The sequence below is a fragment of the Streptomyces sp. bgisy159 genome (genome assembly GCF_057707805.1).
In genome coordinates this window covers 1-23,580 of the sequence record NZ_JBYIQX010000023.1, presented here as the reverse complement: position 1 = coordinate 23,580, position 23,580 = coordinate 1, and the positions used below count along the sequence as shown (strand labels likewise).

The 23,580-nt window shown below is 67.0% G+C and carries 25 protein-coding genes; 18 read left to right on the top strand and 7 right to left on the bottom strand.

What is annotated here, in order from left to right:
- Window positions 1-29 precede the first annotated feature (29 nt).
- The 3 genes from AC3ET3_RS21925 to AC3ET3_RS21915 are packed head-to-tail and all read left to right on the top strand — an operon-like array spanning window position 30 to window position 2,509.
- Complete coding sequence (locus AC3ET3_RS21925; protein ID WP_435612708.1) at window positions 30-896, top strand: SPDY domain-containing protein; 867 nt, start codon at window positions 30-32, stop codon at window positions 894-896.
- Between the two features lie 30 nt (window positions 897-926).
- Window positions 927-1,415 carry a hypothetical protein gene (locus AC3ET3_RS21920; RefSeq protein ID WP_435612707.1) on the top strand — a complete coding sequence of 163 codons (489 nt, stop codon included), beginning with the start codon at window positions 927-929 and terminating at the stop codon, window positions 1,413-1,415.
- A gap of 53 nt (window positions 1,416-1,468) precedes the next feature.
- Complete coding sequence (locus AC3ET3_RS21915) at window positions 1,469-2,509, top strand: SpaA isopeptide-forming pilin-related protein (RefSeq protein WP_435612706.1); 1,041 nt, start codon at window positions 1,469-1,471, stop codon at window positions 2,507-2,509.
- A 635-nt stretch (window positions 2,510-3,144) separates the two neighbouring features.
- Here AC3ET3_RS21915 and AC3ET3_RS21910 read toward each other — a convergent pair.
- The gene (locus AC3ET3_RS21910; RefSeq protein ID WP_365154796.1) at window positions 3,145-4,668 is read right to left on the bottom strand and encodes a gamma-glutamyltransferase; all 1,524 of its coding nucleotides are present in this window, start codon (window positions 4,666-4,668) and stop codon (window positions 3,145-3,147) included.
- A gap of 145 nt (window positions 4,669-4,813) precedes the next feature.
- Entirely contained in the window at window positions 4,814-7,384 is a 2,571-nt protein-coding gene (locus AC3ET3_RS21905) for a GIY-YIG nuclease family protein (RefSeq protein WP_435612705.1), read from the bottom strand.
- Between the two features lie 490 nt (window positions 7,385-7,874).
- Here AC3ET3_RS21905 and AC3ET3_RS21900 point away from each other — a divergent pair, with 490 nt between their 5' ends.
- From AC3ET3_RS21900 to AC3ET3_RS21880, 5 genes are all read left to right on the top strand, one after another.
- Window positions 7,875-8,228, top strand: a complete 354-nt coding sequence (locus tag AC3ET3_RS21900) for an SPDY domain-containing protein (RefSeq protein ID WP_435612704.1) — start codon at window positions 7,875-7,877, stop codon at window positions 8,226-8,228.
- A gap of 102 nt (window positions 8,229-8,330) precedes the next feature.
- Window positions 8,331-8,621: a hypothetical protein gene (locus AC3ET3_RS21895; protein WP_435612703.1), complete on the top strand. Its 291-nt coding sequence runs from the start codon at window positions 8,331-8,333 to the stop codon at window positions 8,619-8,621.
- A 16-nt stretch (window positions 8,622-8,637) separates the two neighbouring features.
- Window positions 8,638-9,459 carry an SPDY domain-containing protein gene (locus tag AC3ET3_RS21890; protein ID WP_006143135.1) on the top strand — a complete coding sequence of 274 codons (822 nt, stop codon included), beginning with the start codon at window positions 8,638-8,640 and terminating at the stop codon, window positions 9,457-9,459.
- A 262-nt stretch (window positions 9,460-9,721) separates the two neighbouring features.
- Complete coding sequence (locus AC3ET3_RS21885) at window positions 9,722-9,877, top strand: hypothetical protein (RefSeq protein WP_435612702.1); 156 nt, start codon at window positions 9,722-9,724, stop codon at window positions 9,875-9,877.
- 7 nt (window positions 9,878-9,884) lie between these two features.
- Window positions 9,885-10,352, top strand: a complete 468-nt coding sequence (locus tag AC3ET3_RS21880) for an NUDIX hydrolase (protein WP_435612701.1) — start codon at window positions 9,885-9,887, stop codon at window positions 10,350-10,352.
- 10 nt (window positions 10,353-10,362) lie between these two features.
- Here the strand turns inward: AC3ET3_RS21880 and AC3ET3_RS21875 are convergent, their stop codons facing one another.
- Window positions 10,363-10,932: an HD domain-containing protein gene (locus AC3ET3_RS21875; RefSeq protein ID WP_435612700.1), complete on the bottom strand. Its 570-nt coding sequence runs from the start codon at window positions 10,930-10,932 to the stop codon at window positions 10,363-10,365.
- Window positions 10,933-11,351: 419 nt separating this feature from the next.
- On the opposite strand from AC3ET3_RS21875, the gene serS reads away from it, so the two are divergent.
- Window positions 11,352-12,638, top strand: a complete 1,287-nt coding sequence (gene serS / locus AC3ET3_RS21870; protein ID WP_435612699.1) for a serine--tRNA ligase — start codon at window positions 11,352-11,354, stop codon at window positions 12,636-12,638.
- 44 nt (window positions 12,639-12,682) lie between these two features.
- On the opposite strand, the gene AC3ET3_RS21865 is transcribed toward serS, so the two are convergent.
- Complete coding sequence (locus tag AC3ET3_RS21865) at window positions 12,683-13,666, bottom strand: phosphotransferase family protein (RefSeq protein ID WP_435612698.1); 984 nt, start codon at window positions 13,664-13,666, stop codon at window positions 12,683-12,685.
- A gap of 520 nt (window positions 13,667-14,186) precedes the next feature.
- On the opposite strand from AC3ET3_RS21865, the gene aspS reads away from it, so the two are divergent.
- Both aspS and AC3ET3_RS21855 read left to right on the top strand, forming a co-directional pair.
- Window positions 14,187-15,509 carry an aspartate--tRNA(Asn) ligase gene (gene aspS / locus AC3ET3_RS21860; RefSeq protein ID WP_435612697.1) on the top strand — a complete coding sequence of 441 codons (1,323 nt, stop codon included), beginning with the start codon at window positions 14,187-14,189 and terminating at the stop codon, window positions 15,507-15,509.
- Between the two features lie 129 nt (window positions 15,510-15,638).
- Entirely contained in the window at window positions 15,639-16,208 is a 570-nt protein-coding gene (locus AC3ET3_RS21855; protein WP_435612696.1) for a nucleotidyltransferase domain-containing protein, read from the top strand.
- A 240-nt stretch (window positions 16,209-16,448) separates the two neighbouring features.
- Here AC3ET3_RS21855 and AC3ET3_RS21850 read toward each other — a convergent pair whose 3' ends face one another.
- Window positions 16,449-16,862 carry an NUDIX hydrolase gene (locus AC3ET3_RS21850; RefSeq protein ID WP_435612695.1) on the bottom strand — a complete coding sequence of 138 codons (414 nt, stop codon included), beginning with the start codon at window positions 16,860-16,862 and terminating at the stop codon, window positions 16,449-16,451.
- 155 nt (window positions 16,863-17,017) lie between these two features.
- Complete coding sequence (locus AC3ET3_RS21845; protein WP_234377037.1) at window positions 17,018-18,268, bottom strand: hypothetical protein; 1,251 nt, start codon at window positions 18,266-18,268, stop codon at window positions 17,018-17,020.
- Between the two features lie 737 nt (window positions 18,269-19,005).
- On the opposite strand from AC3ET3_RS21845, the gene AC3ET3_RS21840 reads away from it, so the two are divergent.
- Window positions 19,006-19,860: a hypothetical protein gene (locus AC3ET3_RS21840; protein ID WP_435612694.1), complete on the top strand. Its 855-nt coding sequence runs from the start codon at window positions 19,006-19,008 to the stop codon at window positions 19,858-19,860.
- Here AC3ET3_RS21840 and AC3ET3_RS21835 read toward each other — a convergent pair.
- Entirely contained in the window at window positions 19,851-19,982 is a 132-nt protein-coding gene (locus tag AC3ET3_RS21835) for a hypothetical protein (RefSeq protein WP_435612693.1), read from the bottom strand. The genes AC3ET3_RS21840 and AC3ET3_RS21835 overlap by 10 nt on opposite strands.
- A 253-nt stretch (window positions 19,983-20,235) precedes the next feature.
- Between AC3ET3_RS21835 and AC3ET3_RS21830 the strand changes: the two genes are divergently transcribed.
- From AC3ET3_RS21830 to AC3ET3_RS21805, 6 genes are all read left to right on the top strand, one after another.
- On the top strand, window positions 20,236-20,445 hold the full coding sequence (locus tag AC3ET3_RS21830; protein ID WP_055493664.1) for a hypothetical protein: 210 nt from the start codon (window positions 20,236-20,238) through the stop codon (window positions 20,443-20,445).
- Window positions 20,429-20,812 carry a DUF6879 family protein gene (locus tag AC3ET3_RS21825; protein WP_435612692.1) on the top strand — a complete coding sequence of 128 codons (384 nt, stop codon included), beginning with the start codon at window positions 20,429-20,431 and terminating at the stop codon, window positions 20,810-20,812. The genes AC3ET3_RS21830 and AC3ET3_RS21825 overlap by 17 nt, the downstream gene beginning before the upstream one ends.
- A 123-nt stretch (window positions 20,813-20,935) precedes the next feature.
- Window positions 20,936-21,406: an XRE family transcriptional regulator gene (locus AC3ET3_RS21820; protein ID WP_229840011.1), complete on the top strand. Its 471-nt coding sequence runs from the start codon at window positions 20,936-20,938 to the stop codon at window positions 21,404-21,406.
- 34 nt (window positions 21,407-21,440) lie between these two features.
- Window positions 21,441-21,953, top strand: coding sequence for a hypothetical protein (locus tag AC3ET3_RS21815; RefSeq protein WP_435612691.1), 513 nt, complete (start codon window positions 21,441-21,443; stop codon window positions 21,951-21,953).
- Window positions 21,950-23,158: an MAB_1171c family putative transporter gene (locus AC3ET3_RS21810; protein ID WP_435612690.1), complete on the top strand. Its 1,209-nt coding sequence runs from the start codon at window positions 21,950-21,952 to the stop codon at window positions 23,156-23,158. Before AC3ET3_RS21815 ends, AC3ET3_RS21810 begins: the two co-directional genes overlap by 4 nt.
- Window positions 23,155-23,580 (top strand): amidase family protein (locus AC3ET3_RS21805; RefSeq protein ID WP_435612689.1); only part of this gene is annotated, 426 nt, incomplete at its 3' end. The genes AC3ET3_RS21810 and AC3ET3_RS21805, both read left to right, overlap by 4 nt.

Here is a 23,580-nt window from a genome sequence, read left to right as displayed (position 1 = left end):
CATCCGCCCACGCCGCCAATCAGGAACCCGTGTCCCTCCACGACGACCCTCACACGCCTGACGGAGACGTCTTCGTCTCACCGCGCCATCTCGCCAGCAGCACCAACACCGGCGACCCCGCCCTCACCCCGCTCATCGACCATGGCTGGGACGTCCAGCACGACGACCTCGGCAACGTGTACGTCAACGCTCCCGACCGGCGCATGCGCCTGGGCTACCTGCCCGAAGGCGAGGACGACGGGCTCTGGCGCATCAACGCCTACAAGGACCAGTTTGGCCCGCCGACATGGGGCGTCTGTTTCAACGACCGCGTCCCCACCGAGTTCGTCCAGGCGTTCACCACCGCCCTCGCCACCGCCTACGAACAGGGGCCGGACGCCTACCTCGCCAGACCGGTCTCGGGAACCGACGAGCACGATCCCTTCCTCGCCGTCGTGCCTCTCCTGCAACAAGGCTGGGAGATCGACCGTCCCCGCTGGGGCGTGTTCGCCGTCCAGGCCCCGGACGGCCTCGCCGGTCTGGAGTTCACCACCGGGGACCTCGATCGGGAAGCCGAGCTGACCACCCGTGACGCTCGCTGGCAGCTGTGGGCGGGAAGATCCATCGACCGGCCCGTCTGGTACGCGACGGCCAGCACCGACACCCCCGTCGCCCTGCTCACCGCAGTCACCCAGTGCGTCGCCGATCCGGCTCCGCTTCCCCGGTGGCGCCAGGACACCCTCAGCTACATCGAGGGCATGGCCCAGCTCACCCCCATCATCCCACCGCAGCCGCAGGCCCCAACTCCGCTCGACGTGCAGCGGGCTGCCTCTCGCCGGCCGGCCGCGCTGCCGGCTGCGAGTGTCCCTCGGTGGAGCACCAACAGCCGACCGGCCCTGCCCGGCCCGCGCCGATAGCGCCGGCCCGTCCCCGACCGGAGATCCCCCTTGTCCCTGCACGCCGCCGAGTTCTTCGCCGAACTGTGCCTCCCCTTCCACGACCACGCCGTCGTGGGCGCCACTTACTTCGCCGCCCCGGTCCCGGGCGCACCGCTGCGGCTGCGGATCGACTTCACCGCCACCATCCACGCGGACACCTACGGCGGACTTCGTGTGGCGGTCATCCACCCGGACCGCGGTGAAATCGACGTGGTCTCCCTCAGCTTCCTCGATCACGGCACCTTCCACCGCCGCGACGAAGCCCACAACACCCGGCCGAACACCAAGCAGTACGGCACGTTCAGCACCAACCGCCGCCCCGGTCGGCCCCCCTGGGAGGGAGCCGTCACCACCGGGCTGCGCGACGCCATCGAGCAGTACACCACCGTCTGGTTCCCCGGCGCCTGGGCCGCGACCACGCCAAGCCCCGCGGCGAGCCGCGCAGCGCACCGGGCGCCCGCCCCGCCAGCCACCCGCAGCCAAGCCCGCACCCGCTGAATCCCCGTGCGGTGACCGACCTTCCACCAACCGATCAAGGAGCCCCCTTCCTCGTGCACGCTCATTTCGTCCGTGGCGCCGTCCGATCCGCCGCAGTCGTCGCCGCAGTGACCGGCACCCTCACCTGGGCGCCGGCCGCGAACGCCCAACCCTCCGAACCGACCCCCTCCGCGTCGGCCACCGTTGCCGACACACCGGCCCCGGACGCGGGCAGCGTCGAGATCACCACCAGGGACACGGCCGGCGATGGGCTCCCCGGCGCCGCGTTCCTGCTGCTCAACTCAGCTGGCCAGGAGGCCGGACACGGGACAACCGACGCGCAGGGCAAGCTGACCTTCCCCGACCTCGCCCCGGGCATCTACCGACTCAAGGAGACCGCCTCCAACAGCCCGCTCCACGAGGTTGTCGCCGACCAGGACGTCATCATCACGCCTGGCGCCACCACGCGACTGACGATCACCGAACCATTCAAGGCCGCCAAGGTTCTCCTGCAGGCCAAGGACGACAAGACCGGCAAGCTCCTGCCCGGCGCAACGGTGAACATCGGCACCGGCACATCGACGCTGCTCACCCTGACGACCGGGGACAAGGGCACGGCCTCAGGGGCGCTGCCGGTGTCGAGCCGCAACATGGAGTTCTGGGTCAAGCAGGTCAAGGCACCCGCCGGATACGACCGCTACAAGCCGTCCAAGACATTCACCGCGGGCCCCGGCGCTCCGGTGACGGTGACCGTTACCAACACCAAAGCCGCCACCAGCCCGAAGCCCCACCCCTCGGACAAGCCTACGTCCAAGCCCACCGGCACCCCGACTCCTGCGGACACGCCGGGCGACGGGACCGGCGGGGTCAAGCCCTCAGCGCCGGACACCGGCACAGCGGATGCTGACTCCTCGTCCACCGCAGCCATGGCCCCGGACGGCGACTCCTTGCCGCCGACCCCGGCAGGCTCCCTCGCCCACACCGGTGCCGACGCCACGCCTTGGATCGCCGCAGGCGCGGGGATCCTCGTCATCGCGGGCGTCGTCACCCTGCTCGCCGTCCGCCGTCGTACGACGACCGAGTCCGAGCCCGACGACAACAGCAAGACCAACTAGCCGAACATCAACCACCGCCGCAGGCCCCCGTGAAGCGAATCCGGGGGCCTGCTGCGTCTATCGACGCCGAACCGCACCGTTCAGAGCATCATCGAGGACCTGGAACAAGTCGGCTACCTCACACGGGAGCGAGACGGGCGGCGCACGCGATACTTCCTTCGCCCGGATGGGAGGCGGCGCCATCCGGAGGAGGCCCCATCTGCGCCTCGCGACGCTGCTTGAGTTGTGTGTCCGCCAGGACCAACAGAGTGCAGCCGGCGGTTCTGTAGACTGCCGTTCCGCCACGCAGTCGTGATCCACCTTGGAAACTGAGGGGCGGGCGCGTGAGCACCTGAGCACCACGCACGCTGACGCTCAGTCGGCGCTCACGGACGCACAATCGGTAGGGAACTTCCCGCCACACCAGCGGCCCGTGATGCCCTTGACGCTTCGGACCGCCCTTGGGGGTGCCGATGAGGACCAGCGGCCGGTGATCAGTTCCCGCCTACGACTGTCGGCCGCGCCCCAAGATCAGCGAATCGTCTCTGTGCGTTCGGTGCTCCAACCGCCAGGCGCCAGCTGCCGCCTGTCATGCCGGCAAGGGGAGCCGCTCCTTGGCGCACCCCCGAACGCTTGGTATCGGCTGATGTGGAGATTTAGGCGCGTGCCGGGGGCAGGTCGTAGCGGCTGACCGCCAGGTAGGTCTCTGGTGTCGCCGCTTCGAGGAGGCTCTCGTCGCCTTCCAGGTCGAGTGCCGGCTCCTGGGATCGGCGCAGCAGGCTGCTCCAGTCGCTCGTCGCACCCCGCTCGTAGGCGTCGCGGAGCAGGAGGCGCAGCCGGGGGCGGGCTTCCTCCTGCTGCTCGCGGAAGATCCGCCGCTGGGTGAGCCGCTGTTCTTCCTGGGCTTCGTCGCTGAGCTCTTGGTCACCGCTCGGCTCGTCCTCGGCGCGCAGTCCTGGAGTGCGCCGGGCGATGGCGAGGTCTTCCTCATGGAGGCGCTCGCAGGCGGCGAAGAGCTTCCGGGACATGCCGAGGTGCACTTCGGTTCCGGGGATGCGGCAGGTGAGGAAGTCGTCGAGCCCTATGGAGCGGATACCGGCGCGCAAGGTGTGCTGCTCGGCTTGGAGCGCTGCTCCGCGGGCATCGGCCCGCATGGCGAGGGTGAGGCCGTCGTGCTCCAGGGGCGTGGTGAGTCCGGTGCGCCGACGGCGAGAAGTGCGGTCTGCGGGCACGGGCACGGTGCGCAGTTGCGAGACGGGAGCGGAGCGCAAGGCGAGGTAGGTGAGCATCTGGGCGCGGGCCGCGCCGATGAGCGCGTCGTCGCTGTCGCCGAGGCGGTCTTCCAGGTTGCCCGCGCCCGCCGCCTCCTCGTCGATGCCAGACCCATCAGGGCTGAGGGGCGGCTGGCCAGGGTGTAGGTCGTGGTCGATGGTGAGGAAGAGATCGTCACCGGGACGTACGGACGCTCCGACCAGGACGGTGCGGTGCGCATACGCGCCGAGGATCTTGCTGCCGGCCGCCAGCTGCGCCCACCCTTTGCGGAGCGTGCCCAGGCCGACGTCGCCACCCTTGGCCTCGATCAGCCAGTACCTCTCCTCTGCCTCGTGGCGCCCCCACAGGTCGGGCAGCTTCTTCTTCGGGTCCTTGAACGTGTCGTACAGAGCGGGGATGGGCCCGCCGAGTTCGAGGTGCTCGGTCTGGCCGAGGCCCAGCAACGAACGGCAGGCCCACTCGGTCATCGTCATGCCCAGCCGGTAGCCGGCGGCGTTCTTCGCGCTGCGCTCGGTGCCGTGCGCGTACACCGGGTTCCAGGTCAGGCGCCGGCCCTTGGCCCCAGGCACAGGGTGACGGGGCTCGACGACGTGCGCGCCAAGGTAGGCGTACAGCGGAGAGACCCGAGCGACCAGTTCCCCGTGTGCGTAGCGCGGCTGGTTCTGCAGGTGCGGGGTGACGTCGCGGCCGACTTCGGTGGCAGCCTTGATGATCTCCCGCCACGTGGTGGTCGGGGCGTACCAGCCGTCGGCCGCCGGGAACCCGTCCGATCCCGCCCACGCCTTGTGCTTGGCCGTCCGCCACTGCCGCCGAGGCTTCTTCGCGGGTCCGTTTCGGAACAGGACTGGTATGTCGAAGCTGTCGGGGTAGGTCAGCGGCGGCTCGTCGGGGATGTGCGCGGGGATCATGCGGTTCACTCTGGCATGTGCTCAGACCGCTCCCGGAGCCGGGTATCGAGCCGTCTACGGAGCCGCGGCGCAATCGATCCGGCTGGTAATTCAGTCTTGGCGCCGGACATGGACACGTCGAGCTGGCCCCCATACCGCACGGTACTCAGGGTCGGTCCCGGCGCACGTCGTTTCGCCGTCGTTCGAGTTGAGGGAGCCAGTGCTCGGGCGGCTGCGGATCCGTGGCTGCTACCGCCCAGCCGTCCTCTTCTTGAGGGTTCCGGGGAGCCCAGGTGCGCGGTGGGCGCAGTGCGAGGACATCCTTGACGAGTGCCCCCATAGCATCAGGAAGGTCCCGGTCAGGATCGTTCAGCAGGAGAGGAATACCCAGCGGGCCCCGTCGGGGGGCTGATGTCCGGTAGGTGACCTGGCAGGACGCGTTCGCTTCAAAGACGACGCCGCGGGCGTCGGTCGGCCCCTCCTCGTCCGAGAACCAGATCAGCCGGTCGCCGGCTACCAGGCGCTCCCTGCCATGGAGCATGCCGTTCCGCACGGTTCCGTCTCTGTCGAGGAAGGGAACGGGGTCCTCGTAAGCGCCGGGATCGTTGTCGCTGATTCCGGCCACGTGCCCGGGGTCATGCGTGGAGTGGATCTCCAGGAGGTCGCCGTCCGCGTGGGCCATCCAGATGTCGAGAACCTCAGCGGACGAGCTGAGCAGATGGGGGTACGCGGTGAGCACGAACAACTGCCCTGCCCTCAGTGGCAGGACGACTCGGTCATTCGCGGGCAGGCGATGAAGCGCAGGGATCGGCTCCCAGCTGTTGATACCGGTTACCTCCCTCTGGCACCGGCGGATCGCCTCGATGGCCGTGTCAAGGGAGACGCGGAAAAACTCCTTGCTTGCGTTAACGCGTTGGGCGGTGAGGAGGCGGTGGACAGCCTGTTCGACGTCTTTGGGCCGGGATGTGTGGGCCCTGAAGAGCACGTCGAAGGGGAAGGGGACCGATGTGCCCGACAGGTTCTTGGCTCGGTCCTCCGCGAGCAGGTCTGTGTAGCCGATCTTGAGCATGTCCGGGAAGGCAGGGTTCCGCTGGACGTACACGAACCCAGTGGTCCGAGGAGAGGGCAGAGGAGTCCCGTTGCCCGTCTTCCGTGAGCTGCCGGTTTTCTGGTGCCTCTTGGTGCCCCTGGAGAATCCGGAGAGCGTGACTGGCGGGTCGGACGACAGTACTTCGATCCCACCTTCGAGGTTGTGACGGGATGAGACGGTGATGCGGCGTCCCGAGAAGAAGTGCTCCACCTCAGCGCGGGACAGACAGCGCAACGCTTCTTCGAGCGGTTCGATCCCCTCATGTTCGTCGTAGTTGCGGTTACGGAAGTCTGGCAGGGATCGGGCCAGTGCATTGGTGGCGGCTTCCGTGATCAGACTGGCGAGCTCCGGACCGATGTGTGCGTACACAGTGCCTAGGTGGGTGGACTCGATTTCGTCGTACTCGTTGTGTGCTTGGGCATAGAGGTCGATAGGGACGCCGGCACGCTTCGCGATGAGGAGCAGCTCGCAGGCGTGGCCTGGGTTGTCCAGGTCGAAGACGAAGTGGGCGTGCATGCCCGGGGACTCCGTCCTGGGCTTACGGCAGATGAGTAGAAGGCGGTTCCGATGTTCGGGATCCCGCTCGAAACCGAGGGGCAGCACCCCCTCTGTGAATGCGGCGAGGGCAGCCTCCGCCTCTGCTGCGGTTCGGACGATGATGTTCCACCAGGGCAGAGGGCCGAAGGTGCCATGTACCGCTTCGGCATCAGGAACACAGGAACTGCCTGGGTACGACTGCCGGAAGTCGAGGGAGTGGTTCAGGAAGGTCTGAATGCAGGCGTCCTGGAAGCGCTCCTGATGGGTGCGTGCCCGCAGCATGTCGCGCTCTGTGTCGCTCAGGCAGCCGATCGCCTCGCCGAGCATCTCTAGCTGCTCGTTGACCAGTTTCAAGGCTCGGGCGATCACTGGCCGCAGAGCGTGATTCTTCCGGAGCTGTCGACTTACCTCTCGAAGGTGCTCCTTGGCCGCGGTGCAGTAGGCCACATCTGCGCCCAACTTCCATAGGTGCCTGGCCTCGTCGGCGGGAAACTGCGCCAGCCACAGGCGATGAGCGTCGTTGCCCTTCCTGATCAAGGCAACTGAGGCGGCATGCCGCACATGAGCGTCGCGTTCCGCTTCCAGCCTGGACCAGATGGTGTCGGAGTACGCATCAAGAGATATGACTGAGAGAGGCACCAGAGCCTCTCCGGTGCGAGCCTCCACGCCCCAGTGCCGGGCCAGTTCCCTGGCCACTTGGGCGGCGGTTGCCGCGCGGGACGACCGACGTGACCAGTGGTCCAGGAGGAGGGCATACGTGCTCTCTGGATCCGCAGCGCGCAGTCCGAGGCCGAACAGCAGGACGGAACCGACAAGGCCGTCGCGCTCCACGTGCCGGCGGACATGCTCGACCAGGCTGGTGAGTTGATCCGTGTCAGGCTTGGGATCGGCGAAGACCGGGTGCTTTGCCAGCAGTCCCGTGATGTGCGCGGTGGACCGGCCACGCGCGTCCAAGACGGCGATCCGCAGGATCAGGAGGGCACGCAATAGATCCAGGTCACTCGGGTTACCGACGATCCGCGCCGGATCCAGCAACGGGTGGTGGCGACCGACAGAGGTGGCAATCCCCGCGCAGATCTTCTGGATCCACTGCTCGCGCAGGTCGGTCAAGCCAGTAGCGGAAGGCACAGCTTTAATCCCCCTGTTAGACAAGGACGGTAATGGAACCCTCTCCGACATCCGCACCGGAGACCGTCCTCGTGAAAGCTCTGCCGGCGCGTGCTGTCGGCGACCTGTGGGACATGCAGGCGCCTGGCAGACGCCATGCCCATCAGCCCTGATGGCCTGGAGGGCCACGGCCAGGCAGCTCATCATCCTGGGCTGTCGCATCTGCGGAGTGTAGGAGGTGCCGCTGACAAGAGACCCGCATCGCGACGTTCCCGCTGACTTCCTCGGGCCCGTGGCGGTGTGGGAAGCCCCCACGACTTGGTTCGCTGTCAAGCGCCTGGATCAGATGCCAGGGCGACTGGCTTCACTGTCCAAGGACGACAGTTCGCCGGGGGCAGACAGGAAAGATCACAGAAAGACTGGCCAACCTGCGCGGGAGCATGTCAACGTAGACGACCTTGCAAGAAACCCCAGGTCAGAGAGGTGATTACCCGTGACCGTGGCTCCCGCCGGCCCTGGATTCTCCACCACCGTCGAAGCCCTGCGGCTGCGCGAGTGGCAGCTGGGTCCTGGCCAGCCCACGCTCGTCATGGACCAGTTCTCCGCGGAGGACTTCAACCTCATCGTGGACGACCGTGCGGACGTACACGTCAGCTCCAAGGACGGCCGGTTCTACCTCGGCTGGTTCCCGCTCGGTCGTCCCGGCACCGACGGCGAGGGATGGAAGATCGCCGTCACCGGCACGGCCAACGTACCCGGCTACCAGCTGTCGTTCGACACCGAGACGCCGGCCGACATCGTCGCTGCCGCCGTGGCGCGCGTGCTGGAAACCTCACGTCGCGTATGACAGTGCCCCACGCGTAGTCCTCGCTGGGAGGGTGGCCGGCTGACTGCCAGGCCGCCGGCTGATTCCACCGCTCACCGTTTTCCTCACCCAAGGAGGCCGTTCATGACGTCCACGGAGATGACCGTCGGCGATCTCATCGACCTGCTGTCTGGTTGCGACCGCAGTGCTCCCGTCCGCCAGGCCATGAACCCGTTCTTTCCGATGGCACACCGCTTGGCGCAAGTCGTGCAGTCCGTGGACGAGACCGGCCAAACCGTCGTCTACCTCGCCGAAGACCGAGACGAGGGCTCACAGCTCGGCCATCTGCCGCCCGAGGTCGCCGTCGCTCTGACCTGGCAGGGCGACACGCAGGCACCGCCGCGCCGCCCCCGCCGCCGTGCCGGCGGCAACTAGACCCGCACCGAGCCCTTTGGAGGCGCCCCTGTACCCCGAATTCCCGCCCAACCCGTCCACTCCACGCGGCGGCCAGCTCGCGTTCTGGGTCGGCCCCCGGCACCTGGCCGGTGACGATGGGCGCCTCTACGACACCGTCGCCGACACGCTCGCCGGCCTGGGCTGGACGAGCCTGACGATCGTCCGTGGACGGCACGAGCCGGACGAAGCACCCGAGGACCGCCAGGTCCTGCGCAGCACCGTCCTGCACATCAGCCCCGACGCGCGCTGCTGGGCGCAGTGGAGCCTGGCGGACGAGCCGTTCCACCTGGGCGACTTGCCGATCGCCTGGCAGATCTCCGCCCGTGCGGACACGAACAACCCGCTCGCCCAGTGGTCGGCCTACTTCACCCCCGACGTCCCCGGCGAGGCCGTGACCGACTTCCTCGTCGCGCTCGACGCCCGCGACCAGCCCGCCCTGCCGCTCGCCGGCCCCGAGCTGGTCCTCGACACCGTCGCCGCACACGGCTGGCTCCGCGACATCGACCAGCCCCAGGCGGCAGCGACGGACCCGACGTTCACCTCGCACATCAGCCTTGGCGAGGTGCCGCCGCTCATCCAGGACGCCGACCCGCGCACCCTGGTCGCCGAGGCCGACGCTGCGGGACCGGCCGGATGGCAGGCATGGGCCGAGCCCGCGCTGGGCACGCAGTGCCTGTGGGCGGCGTCCTTCGCAGCCAGCGTCCCGCACGACCTGGTCGCCGCGTTCGCCGCCTCGCTCAGCTCGACCGCACCGGTCCTGCGCCGGGTGCTGCCGGCGAGCACGCGGGACCGGCTCCTGCGCGCCCCGGCTGGCTGAACGCCGGTGTCCGTCCTTCATTCGACGCATGAAGCCCGGCCTCCCCGATTTCGGGAAGGGCGGGCTTCATGCTGCTGTGTTTGCCGGTGCGCTGAGGGGTTCGGACCGTGACGGCAGTATGTGACGACAGCGGCGACAGAACCCGTAATCCCCACCAGCAGTGCCATCTTGCCTGCCCAGACGATGCGTTCCACGATCTCGCCCCGATTGTCAGACCGGAGTGCCATCGTTCGTCCATGTTCACCCTTACGACGACCACCTCATGGTCAACCCGCGCATCTGGGGCCAGCCGGCCAGCGCCAACCCGCTACTCCAGCTCCGCAACATAGACGGCGGGGAGTGGTTCCAGCGGTACGGCGACAGCTTCGAGGCCGTGTGGGCATCCGCGCGCCCCTGGGCGCCCGACAGACAGGAGTAGCACTGCCGTGGGCAGGACCGAGTACTACCACGACCCCAAGGCCCCCAAGGCCAACACCCTTATCCCCGCCAGCAACCTGCTCGTGGTCAACGACGAAGGCGCCATCCTTCTCCAGCGACGCCGCGACACCGGCCAGTGGGCCCTGCCCGGAGGAGCCCAGGACATCGGCGAGAGCCCGGCGCAGTGCGCCGTCCGCGAGTGCGAGGAGGAGACCGGCATCGTCGCGGCGGTCACCGGCTTCCTCGGCGTCTACTCCAACCCGGAGCACATCATCGAGTACACCGACGGCGAGATCCGGCAGCAGTACGAGGCCGTGTACATCGGCCGCCCCGTAGGGGGGAACCCCACCGTCAATGAGGAGGCCGACGGCGTGCGCTGGGTTCACCCGGACGACCTGGACAAGCTCGACATCCACCCGAGCATGCACGAGCAGATCGGCCACTACCTGACCGGGGCTTACCCCTACCTCGGCTGACTGCTCGGACTTACAGCTCCACGCCGGCCTCGACCGCAGCCGCCCGCACCCGATCCGCACTCGCGTGGATGTGCGGGGCGGCCTGGCGGATGAAACGCCCGACCACGCTGTCCTCGCCGTAGCGGCCCAAGATCTCCTGCAGCCGCTCATGGGGCGTCGTCCGTCGGCCGTCCGGCGTCGTGGTCATGTCGCAGTAGACCAGCGCGTTCACGAGGAGCGGATCATCCAGGAGGGGGAACTCGTCGGCCAGCTCAGTCCGGAGGCCACGCTCCGCGGCTTCGAGCAGCGCATACGAGTGGTTCGCGACCAGGCGGACAACCCGTCCCTCCGCCCCGTGCACGTCCCGGAGATACCGTGCTCCGTCCAGCGGATGGAATCCCGTAGAGACGAGCGGGGGCGCGTAGCCGATGTCATGCAGCACCGCAGCCGCTTCCAGCACCTCCGCGCTGTTACCGGCCAGCGGCGCCAGCGTCTGGGCGCAAGCGACAACGCCCTGCGAGTGTGCCCACCGGCGCGGGAGGCTGCGACTCAGCAGCTCACCAGCCAGTTCGTACGCCCAGTCAACCTTGGTCGTTGCCACCTGGGGAGGATATGGCAGCAACGGCGAGGAGGTCTTGGGCATCCGTGGCCGTGAGCAAAGGGGAAGCCTGGACGCTGCGGGAGCCGCTGAAGCGATTCTCGATTGCGGACCTGATCGCCGCGTACGTATCCTTCCGGGCAACGCGTTGACGGAGACGAGTAGCTAGGGATCACGCGAGCCGAGAGAGCTGCTGGCAGCTGGGAAGGCAGCCTCGCGCCCCAGGTGAATCCCCTCCCGAGTGCGGGGAGGAACGGCCTTAGGGAAGGTCCAATGCCCCGCCGGTTGACCCCCGTGACCGGGTCGTGAATGAGGCCACCATCTGCTGGTGGCGAAGGCGCGGTGGCACCGCGAGTTGCCCCTTCTCGCCCGCGCTCCCAAGGGATCACGTCATGATGACTGATCGAACGGAGCACGGCAGGATGATCGATGTCACCCTGATTCGCCAGAACCCAGTCCGTGTCCAGCAGGCGCTAGCCAAGCGGGCGGTCCACGTCGACCTCGACGAGTTTCTTCGACTGGACGACGACTACCGACAGGTGCGGGCTGAGATGGAACGCCTCCGTGGGGAGCGCAAGAGGATCTCGGGCGAGATCGCGAAACGGCAGTGGGTTGGCGAGGGCGTGGCAAGTCTGCACGGTGAAGCATCGGCCGTGGGCGAGCAGCTGACCGCCGTCGGGGCGCGGCTCATCGAACTGGAGCAGGCGCGTCAGGTCTTCCTTGATCCGCTGCCGAACCTACCCGACGCGGACGTGCTGGCCGGGGGCAAGGAGAACAACGAGGTCATTCGTGAAGCCGGCCAGCGTCCGGAGTTCGGTTTCACGCCCAGGGACCATGTGGAGCTCGCTCGAACTCTGGGCTTGGTCGACTATGAGCGGGGCACGAAGCTCGGCGGCAGCGGCTTCTGGATCTACCGGGGTGACGGCGCGCTCCTGGAGTGGGCGCTGCTGAACCACTTCCTGGAGGCTCATGTGCGGGACGGCTATGAGTTCGTGTTGCCACCGCACATCCTGACCTTCGCGGCCGGGTACACGGCGGGCCAGTTCCCCAAGTTTGCGGAGGAGGTCTTCGCCTTGGAGCAGGGGGAGCACGGTCCGGAGCGGTTCCTGCTACCGACCGCGGAGACAGCGTTGGTCAATCTGCACCGGGACGAGACGCTGCCCGAGTCGGAGCTGCCTCGGAAGTACGTCGCGTACACGCCGTGCTATCGCAAGGAGGCCGGCGGCTATCGCACGGCTGAGCGGGGGACCCTGCGCGGTCACCAGTTCAACAAGGTCGAGCTGTTCGAGTTCACCCGCCCTGACGCCTCGGACGCCGCACACGAGGAGCTTCTCGGCAGAGCGGAGGACTTGGTAAAGGGACTGGGCCTGCACTACCGGATCACGCAACTCGCGGCCGGCGACACCAGCGCAGCGATGGCCAAGACGTACGACGTCGAGGTGTGGCTGCCGAGCATCGAGGCGTACGTCGAGGTCAGCTCGGTGTCGAATGCCCGCGATTACCAGGCGAGGCGTGGCAACATCCGCTACCGGCCCCAACAGGGGAAGTCGACGTTCGTCCACACGCTGAACGGCTCAGGTCTGGCCACGAGCAGGCTTGTGCCCGCGCTACTGGAGCAGCACCAGCGGGCCGACGGCACGGTGGAAGTACCCGACGTGTTGCACAAGTGGATCCCGAGCGGCGTCCTGACAGCACCGCCCTCGGCCTGAGCTGAGCGGGCTGTCTGTCGAACACTGAACGGGTGGGCCCCAGGTCAGAGTGCCCAACCACGCCGGTTGGCCAGCCATCGCAGTGTGACCTCTCCACACCACGTCTGGTGCTGGCGAAGATGCGGTGACCAGTCTGCTGCGGGCTGTCCGCCGGAGGTGAGGAAGAAACCGGAGAGAGCGGCGAGCGCCGCATCGAGTTGTTCGTCGGCGACTCCGCGGGCGGTGGGGTGCTGGGTGAACAGGGCGGTGGCGTCGTGTCCGTCGGCGTAGGCGGTGGCCAGGAGCAGGACGAGGTCGAACCAGCTTGCACCCAGGCAGGGCCAGTTCCAGTCGCAGATCCACGCGGCGCCGTACGCATCGATCAGCACGTTGTCCTGTCGTAGGTCGTGGTGGAGGACGGCATTGCCTGCGACGGCCTCCCGCCATCCGCTTTCCAGGCTGGCCAGCACGTCCAGTAGGTCGAGTGGTACCCAGGAAGGCAGGGCGTTCGTGGGCGTGGCGCCGCGGGCGAGGTTGCGCCAGTCGGCGAAGTCACCGCCGTCACCCACCGGCTTGAGGCCCACATGCTGGAGTGCTGTGGGTGGGGTGGAGAGTGCCTCTGCTGTGATCCTGTACGCGTCGAGAGTGGCCGTTAGCTCATCAGGCTTCCACGGTGTGGTGGGCATGCGGCCACCGGGGACAGCGTCGATGCCGAGAACGACCCATCCGTCGTGCTCCTCAATCCACTGCAGGCGTGGCGCCGGAATCTCTGCCGGGAGCGCCTGGTTGATCAACGCTTCCCTGCGGTAGGAGTCGGCCACCACGCTGTTGTCCAGGCTCTTGACCGCCTTGACGAACAGAGGTCCGAAGGCCCCGCGGAGTACAGCGGCGAAGCCGCTGGTAAATCCGCTCCCTGCGCTGCGCCCGGCATGTACCGAGCCTCCGAGGCGTCGGGTGATGAGCTGGCGAACGTCTTGTGGGAGGTCCTTCCAGTCTGGGCGTACCGCTGTGGCGTTGTACTGAAGGCGCGAGGTGATGATGTCGGGCATTCCGTCAGGATGGGGGAGCTGTGTTTCCCGGCGCCACGAAATTGTCACGCGGATCCGTGTCCGTGCATTCGCTGACTGAGCCTCGTAGGCTGCGCCCCGGGTAGCGTCATCATCAGTGCGACTGCACCTCCTCCTTCCTGGCGCCGTTGATCGTCGGGTGGCCGCACCTGCTTCCGAACCTGCCCACTGGCACGATCATGATCTACGCAGAAATCTCGCTGTCGTCTCGAGGCCCGGCTCGCTATCCTCCGTCGCAACGCGATGACGGAGACGAGTAGCCCGGGATCACGCGAGCCGAGAGAGCTGCTGGCAGCTGGGAAGGCAGACTCGCGCCCCAGGGCGAAGACCCTCCTGAGTGCGGGGAGGAACGGCCATGTGGTCCTATGCCCCGCCGGCTGGCCCCGTTACCGGCCACGAATGAGGCCGCCACTGTCGAGTGGTGGTGAAGGCGTGGTGGAACCGCGAGTCCCCTTCTCGCCCGCGCCCCCAAGGGATCACCATGACGCCCTGGAGGGCTGCGATGATCCATACGACCGATCGTGTACTGGTATCCGACCTGCGCGAGCACTTGGGTCGAACCGTTTCCGTGTCGGGCTGGGCGCACACTCTGCGCCTGCTGAGTAAGGTCCAGTTCGTCGTCGTACGCGACCACACAGGCATGGTGCAGGTCACCCACCGGCGCGGCGGCGCAGGCGACGACATCGAGGCCGCCCTGCAGCAGCTCACGCCGGAGTCCGCGGTGCGGATCACCGGCCGCGTCGCCGAGAACCCGATCGTGAAGCTCCACAGCCTGGAGATCATCCCGGAGCGGGTCGAGGTCCTGAACCGGGCCGCGACACCGCTGCCCATCGACGAGCAGACGGGCCTGGAGCACCGCCTGGACTGGCGGTTCTTGGACGTACGCCGCCGTTCCGCCGCTCAGCTGATGTTCGCCGTGCAGACCACCCTTGAGCAGGGGATGCGCGAGTACGCCTATGCCCAGGGCGCCACGGAGATGCACACCCCCAAGCTCATGGGCACCGCCTCGGAGTCTGGCGCGGAGGTCTTCGAACTCGGCTACTTCGATCGCAGCGCCTATCTAGCCCAGTCGCCGCAGTTCTACAAGCAGATGGCGATCTCGGCCGGAATCGAGAAGGTCTTCGAGATCGGCCCCGTCTTCCGTGCAGAGCCGTCGTTCACCTCCCGGCACGCCACCGAGTTCACCGGCGTCGACGTCGAGCTGGCCTGGATTGACGGCGTCGAGGACGTTATGGCGTTCGAGGAGCAGATGCTCGCCCACGCCATCGCCAAGGTCGTCGGTGCACACGGCGATGCGGTCCGGGAGCAGTTCGGCGTGGAGATCACCGTCCCCACGACGCCCTTCCCCCGCATCACCATGGCCGAGGCGCACGACATCCTGCGCAAGGGCGGCTGGGACTCGGAAGGAACCAAGGAGGACCTGGACCCGGAAGGCGAGCGGAGCATCAGCGCCCACATCCAACAGGCCACCGGCCACGAATTCGTGTTCATCACCCACTACCCCGTAGGCATCCGGCCCTTCTACCACATGCGGCCGGCCGACGACCCGAGCGTGACCCTGAGCTTCGACCTGCTGTGGAAGGGGCTGGAGATCACCACCGGCGCCCAGCGCGAGCACCGCTATGACGTGCTGCTGAAGCAAGCCGCCGAGAAGGGCGTGAGTCCGGAGCCGATGCAGGACTACCTGAACGCGTTCCGGTACGGGTGCCCACCGCACGGCGGGCTGGGCATGGGCCTTGGACGCGTACTCATGGTCTTGCTCGGACTGGAGTCGATCCGCGAGGCCACCTTCCTCTTCCGCGGACCGAACCGGCTCACCCCATAGCTGGCCTCTGTGTATGGCTGGCCTAGCGTCGGGTTTCCCCTCAGGGGTCGCGTTCACTGAGAGCATGGACAGGTGAGTATTGAGGGAGTGGGGCGCTGGGTGCCGGCTCGTCCCGAAGATATAGCTGTCATGTTCGCTGCGGCCGACTTCCCGTGGTGGATCGCTGGCGGGTACGCGATCGAACTCGCCGTCGGCCGTGAGCTACGCCCGCACGGCGATCTCGATGTCCTCGTCCTCCGACGGGACCAAGCTCGCGTGCGCGGTCTCTTGACCGACTGGGACCTGTACGTGGCGGACCCACCTGGCATGGGGCGGCTGCGCCCGTGGCGTTCTGGGGAGACTCTTCAGCCGCCCCTCCACGACATCTGGTGCCGACGCACGCCTGAGGCACCCTGGTCCGTGCAGCTCATGCTGGACGAGGCGGAGGGCACCCATTGGGTCTCTCGGCGTACCCCACGGATCCGGCTTCCGATCGAGCGGTTGGGACGAAGAAGCGGGACTGGCATCCCCTACCTGGCGCCCGAGGTGCAGCTCTACTACAAGGCGAAGGCGACGCGGGAGAAGGATGAGACAGACTTCGAAGCGGTACTGCCGCTGCTCGGCGAACCTCAACGCATTTGGTTGGCGAACGCTATCGCGGTAACCGTGCCGGACCACCCATGGCGGCAGCGTCTTACGCCACCGGACGCACACAGATGAGACGTCGGCCGCCGAGCGCGGTCCGGGGTGACACGAAGGTGGTACGAGAGTTGTACAACCTGAAGCCCTGGCACTCCATGAGTGAACACTTGGTCGACGAGGCAATGGCGACGCCACGCTAACCAACCGCAGGCAGATCAGGCCGATTTCAGTGTCCACGACCAGTTCTTTAGCTCGTCGGGAGGGCGGTCTGATTACCCGACGCTGCCTCGTCCTCCGTCCGCAGGACGCACCGAGGTGTTACCGGCTCAGTGCGGCGTCGAGATATACCTGCACCGCGTCGAAGAGGCCGTATGGCACGTACGCGGGAATCTGGGCATGCCGGACCCATGCCACCTCAGCCAGTTCATCCTCGTCCGCGACGTAAGGAGCGCCGGACTCTACGACACAGGCCACGTAGGTCATCTTCCGGCCAGTCTTGGGGTGAACCCGTTCTCCGAGGACCTTGAGAGCGGTCACCTCCATGCCGACCTCTTCGCTCGTCTCTCGCACGGCTGCTTGTTCAGGGGTCTCCGTCGCCTCGATCTCGCCCGCAGGGAACTGCCACGACAGTTGACCTTCCGCGACCCGGCGACGAACCATGAGCACGGCGCCGTCCTGGACCACGATCGCGGCTGCGATGCCCGGTCGCTCTTGTGCCGTTTGCTCGGTCATACGTCTTCCTCCAGTGCTGCCAGCATCGGCGGGTAGATCGTGTCGACGGACATGAAGCGGCCCTGTAGGTTCTCAGATCCCGTGTCATTTTCTCAGTCGCGATGTCATGTGACTGGCCGAACTGACACGGGATTGAGAATCGCTGGCCACTGCCGTCACTCGTTTGAGGACTCCGTTGCCAGCGGGATACCGCACAGCGGGCAGCCGTTTGCGTGGTCGTCCTGACAGACGTAGCCGATGGCGCCATCCACGCACCATTCGGCGGCCTCCTCGGACAGCAGGTCGGGCCCGGCAAGGAGCAGCCGACGAAATTCCGTGGTGTCCGCAATGTCGGCCGGCCGGTTGGTGAACCACTCGTCGAACCAAGGCTTGTCCCGGTGTATGCGCCAGTGGGCATTCTCCCGGTCGTCGACGGCCGTAAGGAACCGATCGACGATGCGCCCCCAACTCGGTGCTCCGAACCAGCCGTTGTCGAACGCGCACAAGGATTCGACCAGGGTTCGCAGACCGAACTCCTTCTCGCTAAGGCAGTACCTTCGCCCCCATGAGATCGCGACCTGTGCCATCTCCGCGAGTTCTACGCGCGGATCATCCTCGTGTGCCGGGTCGTCAGGGTTGTGGCAGGCCAGCCCGAGCTCGAGCACAGACTGCCCGGTCGGTAGAACCCGGGACGGGTTGACGATCGCGAGACCGAGACCGATCCAGTCGACATGGTCGAACGACAGCATCGAGCGCACGAGTCGGGTGGTTGCCGCGTTGATCCGCATCATTGTGCCGTCGTGCAGCGGACTCTTCCCGGCATGCCAGTTCTCGACGGGTGTGTTGCGCCACACGGCGAGCGTGATGCGGGTGGCAGCGAGCCACAGCAGGGCGTCGTCGTCGAGGTGCCCGAACCGCTTGGCGCACTCCTGGGCGCCGTAGGTGATCAACTCTTCCGGTTTCGGCCACCTGTGGCTGTCGGGCCCTTCAGGCCCTTCAGGCGCGTACTCGTAGTCATCGGCGTACTCGTCGAGGATCGCGCTCAACTCGGCTGCGCTGTAAGCCTCGCTGTACTCGGAGCTGTCCGGCTCCTCGACGGTGTACATGTCGTGGTCCCAGGAGACGTACACATCGCCCCAGAGCACGACGTCATCGCACTCGCTGGCGTTGTCCGTCACAACCGGCCTGATGGTGATCGGGGCAGTACGCCCGTCGGTTCGCTCGCCGTCCTTCTCGGCAGCCCATGCAGTGATGACCCCGAGCGGCTTCGGAAGGAGAGGACCGACCTCGGTGATGCTGAACGGCTCGTCGTCGTCATCGGTGTCGAACCGGCTGTTGACGAACGCGACCGCCTCGGAGGGCGAGCTGACGATGGACTGGGTACCACTCTCGTTGTCAACCACTCGCCACAACGCGCTGTTCTTCACGATGCTCTCCGATCGCGGTGAGTGCACCCGGGGCGGGTGCGATGCGCCGGGTCGCTCGGCACTGACTCCAATTATGGGCTGATCAACCCGTCCGTAGTCCCGCAGGCGCTTGTCAGCGACGACGCTCGGGACGTTCGTGTGCAACGAAGGTGTGTGAGTGGGTGGAACGGATGGTTGCCGATGCAGGTTCGTGACGCCCCGGGCCGCGTTGCAGCCTGCTGGACAGCCTGAGGAAATGACACCGATCTGAGACAGCCGCCTGCCGACACAACGTGAGACTCAAGGGAAATATCCAGGTCACAGGGTCGGCGCCTGACACTGAAATCGAGAACCTACAGGCCCGCCGCATTCTTCGCCACCCAAGCCGCTCTTCAACCGCATCATTGTTCGTTGCGTCCCCTGCCAGGTACACGCAGTGGACACCCGTCGCCGGATGGATCCGCTCAACCAGACCGCGCCGTACAGCACAGCACACGCCCGTCTAATCCAGCGTCTCGCGGGCAGCCGCGGTCCCTCCTGCCGCAGATCATCCCGCCGCAGCTGTTCCTCGCTCCGTAGAGGGGGGAAGTTGCCGCAACCGACCTCGTCCTTGGCGAATGCCAGGCGCTCCGCCTCTTCCCGCTCGATCAACTGCCGCACAGGATGCCGCACATCACCCACTACATTAATCAACTTACGGATGCTTTCACCTGACGGCAGGTCGCCAGGACCCCACAGCGAGAGCCCAAGGAGTCCAGATGACGCTCTCTTCGCCTGGTGCACGGGCCGTGGACTTGCGCGTTGAGTCGGTTGATGACGTTCTCGAACACGTGGAGCGGTCCCTTCAGATGCAATTGCTCCGTGACACCGTGCTGTGCAAGCGGCGCTCGGTTGGGGCGCAGACGGACCGCGGAACCTGGGTGAGGGTTGAGCGGCGCAGCTTCGACCGGATCGGAGCACAGGGCTGGAACGGCACCGAGGCCGCAGCGGTCTTGCATGGAGTGTCTATGCCGAAGTGGTACGCGGGGCTGGCGTGGCGCGAGCGGGGCGAACCGGTGATGTGGCGGGCAGACGAAATGGCGCTGGTCACCGCCCCGCCCGTAGGGCAAGCCGCCCTGGTGATCGAGGATCCTCAACTGTCGGACGGCTGGTGGGCGGCGCTCAATGCTTCGCTGGACGCACTCGCCGCGCAGCGCACGCACCGCATCGCCACTCCGGACACCGAGACGGCCACCCAGGAACTGGTGACTGGGACGATCCGAGCAGTCTTCCCCGAAGTAGACGCCACCGTGGATGAGTGGACGCCGGCACATGCGGATCTGACGTGGGCGAACGTGACCGGGCCCGAGTTCTGCATCCTCGATTGGGAGGATTGGGGGATGGCGCCGCGCGGACTGGACGCGGCCACCCTCTGGGGGAACTCCCTTGCCGTCCCCGCCCTGGCCCAACGAGTGTGGGCGGAGCGTCGGCCAGACCTGGAGAGCAGGTCTGGCCGGCTGATGGCCCTGTTCTTCTGTGCGAAGGTCGTAGGGCCGCACGCCCATCCCCAGGATCCCCGCTTGGAGCCCGCCCGGAAGGAGGCGGCGCGGCTCATCGCCGAGCTTCACTCCTGACGGCGGTTGCGCACGAGGCTGCGGTAGTGGCGGACGGCCTCCTCGTCCACCGCGAAGCTCTGGGCGTTGGTCAGCTCTCGCAGGTGGTCGGGGTTGTCCGTGCCGACCGCTACCGCGTTCACGGGCGGGAGGTGGTAGGCGGCCCTGAAGGCAGCCTGCACCGGGGTGGCCTGCTGCCGGGAGCAGGTAGGACGGGGTCCCTCAGTCAGCCCCCGCACCCTGCCGCTCCTCTTCCTCCCCTTCGGCTGCGCCCCTCCGGCCGCACGGGTTTATGCGAGGACACGCATAGTCGTGTTCGTGCATAGACGCTGCGCCCCGCCCCCTCTAACGTCATGGGCGGGCGGCCCAATCGGGGCCAGAGCAAGGGGGTTTGGCATGTCCGAGCGTTCGGCACTCACCCGGCTCACGGGCAATGGCAACGGCGAGTGCGGAGAGAAGGACTGCCCGAACGTGTACCGCACGGCCGCGGGGTCGTTCGTGGTGCAGGGTGACGTGTCCGACGCCTTCACCCCGCCCGCCGGGGAAGGGCTTGTGGAAATCCCGGAGGCGGTTCTCAGGGAGGCGTTCCGTGCACTTGGATGGTGACGCCTGGAACGACTGCTTCGATTCCATGGAGCGTGAGGCGTGGAGGCTGGAGACGCTGCCCGTCTACACCATGCCCCAGGAAGCGGAGAAGTTGAAGCGATTCCTCGCCGGGGAGAAGTCGCCGGACGATTACACATCGGCCTGGATGGATGAGGTCCGGCAGTGGGCCTCGGAAGGAAAGAGAGTCGGCAGGGTGCACGTCGTGACCCGCCCGCTCTCGGACTACCTTCGGTTCGAATTCGAGTACTACTACCGGCACCACGTGAAGGCGGGCGAGGATATCCGTATCCTCGACCTCACCGACCGGGAGAACCCGGGACTTCCAGATCAGGACTTCTGCCGCCACCCGGCATACTCCTGCCGGTAGAAACGGACAGGCCGACCTGAAACAGGCGGTACGCGTCACACGGAAACGTGCTGGTGAGGAAGAACTTTCCATACAGTGGATCAGCTCGTCAACTCACGTTTATCGCGGGGTAGGGTGCTTGAAGTGACGACGAAGTCCACCCAGGAAAGGATCATGAAAGACTCGACCGAAGGCCAGGTGAGCCCCAGGGGGCTCATGGACCGCCTAAACCGCCTGTTCGACACAGTGCACCCGCCGGACCGCGGCCCCTTCAGTAACGCCGAGGTGGCCGAACTCATGGAGAAGCGCGGACTGGGCAAACTGTCGGCCCAGTACCTCTGGCTCCTGCGGACTGGGCAGCGAGATAACCCGACGAAGCGTCACCTCGAAGCGCTAGCAGGGTTTTTCGGTGTGGACCCCGCGTACTGGTTCGACGACGGCGTCGCCGAAAAGACCGTGCAGGAACTTGAGTTGCTCGCACTGCTTCGCGACACGAAGATCAAAAACGTTCTCCTTCGCCTGTCTGACGTTTCCGCAGACGGAAAGGATGCCGTCCTGGGAATCGTCGAGAGCGTACGAAAATCCGAGGGGTTGCCGCCCTCAACTGGCTCGTAAAACGGCCGCGTTCAGTAAGTGATCAAGGAAAGCAATGTGGTCCGCACGTAGGCTGCGCCGGCCTGACCTCTTGGCCGAGCTGCAGCTCCCGCATGTCACCAATATCCGCGACCTCAGCGACGAGGTCTCACGCCGCACGGGACGGAAGGTGGTCCTGGAGGCCCGTGAGCAGGCGCCCTCCGTGTGCGGGGCATGCGCCGTCACGGAGAGTGCCTTCCACGTGTACTACGACCCGCGGACCAGCTCCCTGCACCAGGACCACATCATCGCCCACGAGTTCAGCCACCTGCTGCTCGGCCACCATGAGAACCGCCCGGCGTCCGCGCTCTCCTCAACCATCTTCACCAGGGTGGGCTCGGCCACCGTCGAGATGATGCTGGGCCGTACCAAGTACGACGAGGACGAGGAGCGGGACACCGAGCTCCTCGCCTCGTTGATCCAGCGCCGGATCATCGACCGGTGGCTGCGAAGCGACGAGTCCTCCGGAGACGAAGTGCAGGACCGGGTCACGCACACGCTGCTGCGCCGACGGGTGGCCCGGCCGTGAAGGACCTGCTCCACCCGATCAGCCTCGTCGTCGCCACGCTCGGCTTCCTCTGCTTGCTGCGGGACGTGCCGACCCGCCGCCGAGACCCCGCCTTCACCGCGCTGGCCGCCGTCTTCTTGCTGTCAGGGCTGTCGTTCCTGTTCTCCATCACACTGATGTGGCAGTACCTCGACCATGTCCTGGGTGTGGTGAACCTGTCCGTACCCCTGGCGATGGGGTGCGTGGTCGCGCTGCTCGCCTGCCAGCAGATCGTCCTCACCTACTGGGGATCACCCCCCGAAGTTGCCCGGAGGAGGGCACGGGGGTGGCTAGCCGCCTGCTTCGCTGTGATCGCAGGGCTGCTGGTGCTGTTTGTCCTGCTGACGCCGAACGCGCCGCGACCGATCAACTTCACGCTGTACTACGCGCATGATGGCTGGTACGCCGCGTATCTCACCCTGTACGTCACGGCCTACACCATCGGTGAACTGTCCCTCGCCCGCGCATGCTGGCGCCTGGCCCACCGCAGCACACGCGGGTCCGTCCGCGTCGGCCTGCGCATCGTCGCCCTAGGGGCCACTGTCACGCTCGGATACAGCGCTGTCCGCATCGGCAACGTGATCGCCGGCGCCTTCAACACGTCGCTCGCAGACTGGGAGGGCTTCGCGTGGACCTGCGGCGATGTCGGCGCCATGCTCACGCTCATCGGCTGGCTAGTGCCCACCATCAACGATCAGGCTCAGAGCCTCCAGTACCGGATCAAGCAATACCGCAGCTACTACGGCCTACGCCCCCTGTGGCTGGCGTTCTACAGCGAGGCGCCCGAGATCGCACTGCCGATCGACCGAGTTGACCCGGCCCAGAGGCGCCGCTTCCGTAGCATCTCGATCCGGCTCTACCGCCGAGCAGTCGAGATCAGAGACGGACGGTTCGTGATCCGTCAGTACCTTGATGCCGCAGTCCGCGAGGCCAGCGAAGCCCGCCACCGGGCCCGAGGGCTTCACGGAGAAGAGCTGTCCGCGGCCGTCACCGCCGACCAGATCCTCGCCGGAATCGCCGCCCGGGCCGCCGGTACCCGCCCGGAGTCCGACCAGCTCACCGAGTTCGCCGACTCCGAACGCCAGACCAGCAGGCCCATGGACGACATCGACGCTCTCCTCGACGTAGCGCGCCACCTGCCCCGCCAGCCCGCACGAGCCCCCCACCTTGAGCAGGTCTCCGCATGACGACCGACCTCACCCACCAGCCCGCCCACGTCCAGCTCCAGGCCCTGGATCGCCGCGAGATCTCCAGCCGCGAACTGCTCGACCTCCACCTGGCGCAGATCGACGCCAGCCAGATCAACGCCGTCGTCACCCGCGACGACAGCACGGCCCGAGCCGTCGCACACGCAGCCGACGAACGCCGCGCCCGCAACGAGAGCACCGGCATCCTCGACGGCCTTCCCCTCACGATCAAGGACAGCTTCGAGACGGCCGGCCTGCGCACCACCAGCGGTGCCGAGGACCTCGCCGATCACGTTCCCGCACACGACGCCGACGCCGTCGCCCGGCTCCGCCACCAAGGCGCCGTCATCATGGGCAAGACCAATTCCCCGGCGTACTGCCAAGACCTGCACACCGACAACGTCCTGTTCGGCCCCACGCTT